At 68.8% G+C, this 6,432-nt stretch carries 5 protein-coding genes and 2 tRNA genes; all 7 read left to right on the forward strand.

The window, feature by feature from the left end; all coding sequences use genetic code 11:
• The 7 genes from gyrA (at position 1) to RIF65_RS13630 (ending at position 6,244) form a co-directional block, all read left to right on the forward strand.
• Positions 1 to 2,535, forward strand: coding sequence for a DNA gyrase subunit A (gene gyrA, locus RIF65_RS13600; RefSeq protein WP_309065964.1), 2,535 nt, complete (start codon positions 1 to 3; stop codon positions 2,533 to 2,535).
• Between the two features lie 20 nt (positions 2,536 to 2,555).
• Positions 2,556 to 2,960 (forward strand): DUF3566 domain-containing protein, encoded by a 405-nt coding sequence (locus RIF65_RS13605; RefSeq protein WP_309065963.1) that lies wholly within the window; start codon positions 2,556 to 2,558, stop codon positions 2,958 to 2,960.
• 234 nt (positions 2,961 to 3,194) lie between these two features.
• A complete protein-coding gene (locus RIF65_RS13610; protein WP_309065962.1) occupies positions 3,195 to 4,532 on the forward strand; it encodes a sensor histidine kinase in 1,338 nt (445 codons plus the stop codon).
• Positions 4,520 to 5,215, forward strand: coding sequence for a response regulator transcription factor (locus RIF65_RS13615; protein ID WP_309065961.1), 696 nt, complete (start codon positions 4,520 to 4,522; stop codon positions 5,213 to 5,215). Before RIF65_RS13610 ends, RIF65_RS13615 begins: the two co-directional genes overlap by 13 nt.
• Entirely contained in the window at positions 5,212 to 6,009 is a 798-nt protein-coding gene (locus RIF65_RS13620) for a hypothetical protein (protein ID WP_309065960.1), read from the forward strand. Before RIF65_RS13615 ends, RIF65_RS13620 begins: the two co-directional genes overlap by 4 nt.
• Positions 6,010 to 6,061: 52 nt before the next feature.
• Positions 6,062 to 6,135: transfer RNA gene (locus RIF65_RS13625), tRNA-Ile, on the forward strand.
• 36 nt (positions 6,136 to 6,171) lie between these two features.
• Positions 6,172 to 6,244 (forward strand) — tRNA-Ala (locus RIF65_RS13630).
• The last annotated feature ends 188 nt before the right edge of the window (positions 6,245 to 6,432 follow it).

Raw genomic sequence — 6,432 nt, forward strand, 5'->3', positions numbered from 1 at the left:
ATGACTGACGAAGAACGCCCCGACCCGAACGCTGCGCACGAGCACGGCCGTATCGACCAGGTCGACCTGCAGTCCGAGATGCAGCGGTCCTACCTCGACTATGCGATGGCCGTCATCGTCGGCCGCGCGCTGCCCGACGTGCGCGACGGTCTCAAGCCCGTGCACCGCCGCGTCATCTACGGCATGTACGACGGCGGCTTCCGCCCCGACAAGTCGTTCTCGAAGTGCGCGCGCGTCGTCGGCGAGGTCATGGGTCAGTACCACCCGCACGGCGACTCGGCGATCTACGACGCTCTGGTCCGCCTCGTGCAGCCGTGGTCCCTGCGCTACCCGCTCGCTCTCGGCCAGGGCAACTTCGGCTCCCCCGGCAACATGGGTGCCGCGGCTCCCCGGTACACCGAGACGAAGATGGCTCCGCTCGCGCTCGAGATGGTGCGCGACATCGAAGAGGAGACCGTCGACTTCTCCGACAACTACGACGGACAGACCCAGGAGCCCGACGTCCTGCCGTCGCGCTTCCCGAACCTGCTCGTCAACGGCTCGGTGGGCATCGCGGTCGGCATGGCCACCAACATCCCCCCGCACAACCTGCGTGAGGTGGCGGATGCCGCGCTGTGGGCGCTCGATCACCCCGACCTGCCCCGTGACGAGCTGCTCGAGGGTCTGATCCAGCGCATCCCCGGCCCCGACTTCCCGACCGGCGCCCAGATCCTCGGCACCAAGGGCATCCACGAGGCGTACCGCACCGGACGCGGCTCGATCACGATGCGCGCGGTGGTCAACGTCGAGGAGATCCAGGGTCGCACCTGCCTGGTGATCACCGAGCTGCCGTACCAGGTCAACCCCGACAACCTCGCGGTCAAGATCGGCGAGCTCGCCCGTGACGGCAAGATCACCGGCATCGCCGACATCCGCGATGAGTCCTCCGACCGCACCGGCCAGCGCCTGGTGGTCGTGCTCAAGCGCGACGCCGTCGCGAAGGTCGTGCTGAACAACCTGTACAAGCACACCCAGCTGCAGGACAATTTCGGCGCGAACATGCTCGCCATCGTCGACGGCGTGCCGCGCACGCTCGCCCTGGACGGTTTCATCAGCCACTGGCTGACCCACCAGATCGAGGTCATCGTCCGACGCACGGGCTTCCGCCTGCGCAAGGCCGAGGCCAGGATGCACATCCTGCGCGGGTACCTCAAGGCGCTCGACGCCCTCGACGAGGTCATCGCGCTGATCCGCCGCTCCCCCACGGTCGACGAGGCGCGGGAAGGCCTGAAGGGTCTGCTCGACATCGACAACGACCAGGCGGATGCCATCCTTGCGATGCAGCTGCGTCGCCTGGCGGCGCTGGAGCGTCAGAAGATCATCGACGAGGCGAACGAGCTCGAGTCGCAGATCGCCGACTACAAGGAGATCATCGCGAACGTGTCGCGCCAGCGCGACATCGTCCGTCAGGAGCTCACCGAGATCGTCGACCGCTTCGGCGACGAGCGCCGCACGCACATCCTGCACGGCTTCGACGGCGACATGTCCATGGAGGACCTCATCCCCCAGGAGGAGATGGTCGTCACCGTCACCCGCGAGGGGTACATCAAGCGCACCCGCAGCGACAACTACCGGTCTCAGCACCGCGGCGGCAAGGGCATCAAGGGTGCGCAGCTGCGCGCCGACGACATCGTCGAGCACTTCTTCGTCACCACGACGCACCACTGGCTGCTGTTCTTCACCGACAAGGGTCGTGTCTACCGCTCGAAGGCGTACGAGATCCCCGAGGCCGGCCGCGACGCCAAGGGCCAGCATGTCGCGAACCTGCTCGCGCTGCAGCCGGAGGAGAAGATCGCCCAGATCCTCGACATCCGCGACTACCAGGCGGCGCAGTACCTCGTGCTCGCCACCCGCGGCGGACTGGTGAAGAAGACCCGCCTGGCCGAGTACGACACCAACCGTCAGGGCGGCGTCATCGCGATCCGCCTGCGTGAGGGCGACGAACTGGTCAGCGCGTTCACCGCGGACGACAGCGACGACATCCTGCTGATCAGCCGACACGGCATGTCGCTGCGCTTCCACGCCACCGACGAGGCGCTGCGTCCGATGGGCCGCGCCACCGAGGGAGTGAAGGGAATGAAGTTCCGCGAGGGCGACAGCCTGCTGTCGGCATCCCTCGTCACCGAGGGCGGCTACGTGTTCGTCGTCACCGACGGCGGCTACGCGAAGCGCACCGCGGTGGACGAATACCGGGTGCAGGGACGCGGTGGTCAGGGCATCAAGGTGGCCAAGCTCAACGACGACCGGGGCGTCCTGGCGGGCGGTCTGATCGTCGCCGAGGACGACGAGGTCTTGGTGGTTCTGTCCAGCGGCAAGGTGGTACGCTCTGCCGTGGCCGAGGTGCCCGCCAAGGGCCGCGACACCATGGGAGTCGTGTTCGCCCGTACCAAGGGAGACGACCGCATCCTCGCGATCGCCAGGAACGGCGAGCGGGGCCTCGCAGAAGAAGACGAGGCGGACTCCGAGACCTCCGAGCCCGAGACACCCGAAGCCTGAACCCCGGAGAGAGCCAACGCATGAGCACGGTAGCCGACAAGCTGGCGAAGAAGTCCACGCGCAAGACCAGCGGAAAGCAGGTCCGGCTGCGCCTGGTCTACATCGACTTCTGGTCGGCCGTGAAGCTGTCCTTCCTCGGGGCGGTCGCGCTCGCCATCGTGACGATGGTGTCGTTCTTCCTCATCTACATGGTGCTGCAGGCGACGAACGTGCTCGCCGAGTCCGGTGAGTTCCTCGACACCATCACCGACGGCGCGATCGACCTGCAGAGCCTGATCGGGCTGCCCCAGGTGATGGCGTTCGCCGCGGTCGTGTCGATCCTCAACCTCATCGTGTTCACGGTGCTCGGGGCGGTCGTGGCGGGGATCTACAATCTGGCGGTCAAGGTGACGGGCGGACTGCTCGTCGGCTTCATGTCGAACTGATTTCGTTTCCGGCGCCGGATATGGGCGCCGGCGCTGGGGCATTCCCTTTGCTCGCAGAGCGGGGGCCCCGCCCGCTTCGCGGGCACCCCGATGCTCGCTCACGGGACTGCGCCAGCGCCTCTCCGCGTGGGTGCAGCCGACGAGCATGTGTGGGGATACGGGTAGGGGAAACCGGAAGAGAGAGTCCGGGTGACTGCGTAGTCGCCGGATGAGGGCCGACGTAGCGTGGGGGACATGACCACGAACGCGTCTTCGATGACACCTCCACCGCCTCCTAGAACGGTGGCCGCTGGCGCGGCGCCGACCGCACCGGGTGCTGCCACGAATGTTGGACGAGCGCCGCTGCGGATCGTGCTGACCGTGCTGGAGTTGGCGGCGCTGGGCGCGATCGGCAGTGGCGTGCTCGCGGCGCTCACCGCCATGCTCGGCACCGGGCTGCTGCTCCTCTTCGTCTTCGGCATCGGCCTGCTGCTGCTCGTCGGGCTGGTGTACGCGCTGTACGGCGTGGCCTGGTTCGAGGTGCGCCGCGTCAGCGGGCTGTACAGCCTGGAACTGGCACCACTGCGCCCCCGTCCCCGCACCCGCCCCGGCTTCGGCGGATGGCTGCGCTCGCTCGGCCGCCAGGCGATCGACGGGCCCATGTGGCGGGCGCTCGCGAACCTCGTCCTGGCCTGCATCGCCGGCACCATCGTGCTGCGCCTGGCCTGGAGCCTGGTGTGGAGCGGGTTCATCTCCTTCGCTCCCCTCACGGATGCCGGCGACATCGAGGGCCTGTTCGGATCGATGATCGCCGTGGAATGGGCGCCGGTGGTCGGCATCCTCGGCGTGCTCGCGTCGGCTGCGGGGATCGTCGGCATCGCGCTCCTGCACCGAGTCCTGTCGCTCGCGATCGTCGTGCCCAGCCGTGAGGCCGAGCTCACCGAGCAGGTGCGCGCGACCAGCGCGCAGCGCGCCGGCGCGGTGCGCGCCGCCGACGTGGAGCGCACCCGGATCGAACGCGACCTGCACGACGGCGTCCAGCCCCGGCTCGTCTCGGTCGGGATGACGCTGGGCCTGGCCCAGCAGAAGATCGACGCCGACCCCGCCGCGGCGAAGGCGCTCATCGAGGAGGCGCACACCTCCACCAAGGCGGCCATCACCGAACTGCGTCAGCTCGCCCGCGGCATCCACACCTCGGTGCTCGACGACCGAGGCTTGGACGCAGCCCTCTCGGCGCTGGCCGCGCGCTCGCACGTGCCGGTGCATCTCGACATCCGCACCGACCCGCCCCCCGCGGGCGACCCGGGTCGGCGACGGGATGCCGAGGCCGCGGTCTACTTCGCGATCGCCGAGTCACTCACCAACGCCGCCAAGCACTCCCGCGCCAGCGAGGCCCGCGTCATCGTTCGCACTCGTGACGGGGAGATCTGGGCGCGCGTCGAGGACAACGGCGTCGGCGGTGCGCAGGTGCAGCCGGGCGGTGGGCTCGACGGCATCACCAACCGGGTGCTCGCCGCCGGCGGGACGTTCCGCCTGGAGAGCCCGGTCGGCGGACCGACCGCCCTGGAGGTGACGGTGCCGTGCGCATCCTGATCTGCGAGGACTCCGTCCTGCTCCGCGAGGGCCTGGTGCGACTCCTCGAAGACGCCGGCCACCAGGTGGTCGCCGCCCTCCCCGATACGAACGGCCTGGGCGAGGCGGTCGCCGCGCAGCAGCCCGACCTGTGCATCCTCGATGTGCGGCTGCCTCCCACGTTCACCGACGAGGGCATCCGTGCGGCACTCGACCTGCGGACCGCGCATGCCGCCCTCCCCCTGCTGGTGCTGTCGCAGTACGTCGAGGAGCGCTACGCGTCGGAACTCATCGCCGCGCAGGGCGGGCCGCTCGGCTACCTGCTCAAGGACCGGGTCGCCGACGTCGCCGAGTTCCTGGAGTCCGTGCACCGGATCGCCGGTGGCGCGACGGTGCTCGACCCCGAAGTGGTCGCGCAGCTGCTCACCCGCCGCAACCGCGACGAGCGGATGCTGCGCCTCACCGAACGGGAACGTACAGTGCTCGCGCTGATCGCCGAGGGCAAGTCGAACAGCGCGATCGCCGGCGTTCTCTTCCTCAGTGAGGCGAGCGTCGAGAAGCACATCAGCTCCATCTTTCAGAAGCTGGGGCTCGAGCCCGAGGACGGCAACCGCCGGGTCCTCGCCGCGCTCGCTCACATTGAGAACACCGGAGGCGCCGCGCCGAACGGCGCCGCCACGACGCATCCAGGAGGCATGCGATGAACACCACGACACACGCCGGCATCGGCGCGATCACCGTCGTCACGGCCGCCATCGGCGGGGTCGTGCTGCTCGGCACCGCGGCATCCGCCGCCGTCACCGGCTCAGCCCAGCTCAGCCGCAGCGATGAGACGCGCACCTCCGACGTCCGCGGTGTGCGGACCATCGACGTGGACGTCGACGGGGCGGACCTCACCGTCCGCTTCGACGGCAGCGACGAGGCGCGCCTCGACGTCAGCGGGGTGGACGCCCGCGGCTGGAGCCTGGAGCGCGACGGCGACCGGCTGGTCGTTCGCGGACCGGACCACCGCTGGGACTGGTTCGGCCCCGACTGGCTGCGCGCCGGCACCACCGCGACCCTGCTGCTTCCGGACGAGCTGGAGGGCGCGGACGCGGACCTGTCCCTACAGGCGGGCGCGCTGGACGTGGACGGCGAGTTCGGTGCCATCGGCGTCGACGTCGGCGCGGGATCGCTCACCCTCGATGGTGCGGCGACCTCGCTGGACGCCCGGGTCTCCGCCGGCCGTGCCGACATCACCCTCGACGGCGTCGAACAGGCCGAGTACCGCGTCAGCGCGGGGCGCCTGGTCTCGGAGCTGACGACGGTGCCGGATGCCGTCGACCTCACGGTCGAGGCCGGGTCGCTCGTGCTGACCATCCCCGACGCGGAGTACGACGTTCGCGCGAACCGCGAGGCCGGATCGTTCCGCAGCGACCTCACCGAGGCGGATGACGCCGCCAGCACGATCACCGCGACCGTGTCGGCGGGCAGCATCGAGCTGCACCCGGCGCGCTGAACGGCTCGATTCGGATTTTTCGTCAGCTTCCGGTAAAGTCTTGGAGGTTGACGGGGCTATAGCTCAGGCGGTTAGAGCGCTTCACTGATAATGAAGAGGTCCCAGGTTCAAGTCCTGGTAGCCCCACTCCGTTCGCGGAATCCCGCGGTGTCCGCACCGTACGGGGCCTTAGCTCAGTTGGTAGAGCGCTTGCTTTGCAAGCAAGATGTCAGGAGTTCGAATCTCCTAGGCTCCACACTGTGTTGAGACAGTGAGTGAAGGCCCTGCTCCGGCGGGGCCTTCACTGCGTCCGCGGTCGGGTTATCGGCAAGAAAGTGTGGACGGGTTCTCGTATTAGCCGCGTGATTTCGCGGTAGAACGGGGATCGGTATGGTTCACGATCCATAGTCGTGAAGCCTCCGACGAACTCGGCACGTTGTTTGG

The sequence above is a fragment of the Microbacterium sp. genome (genome assembly GCF_031180975.1).
Classification (GTDB): Bacteria; Actinomycetota; Actinomycetes; order Actinomycetales; family Microbacteriaceae; genus Microbacterium.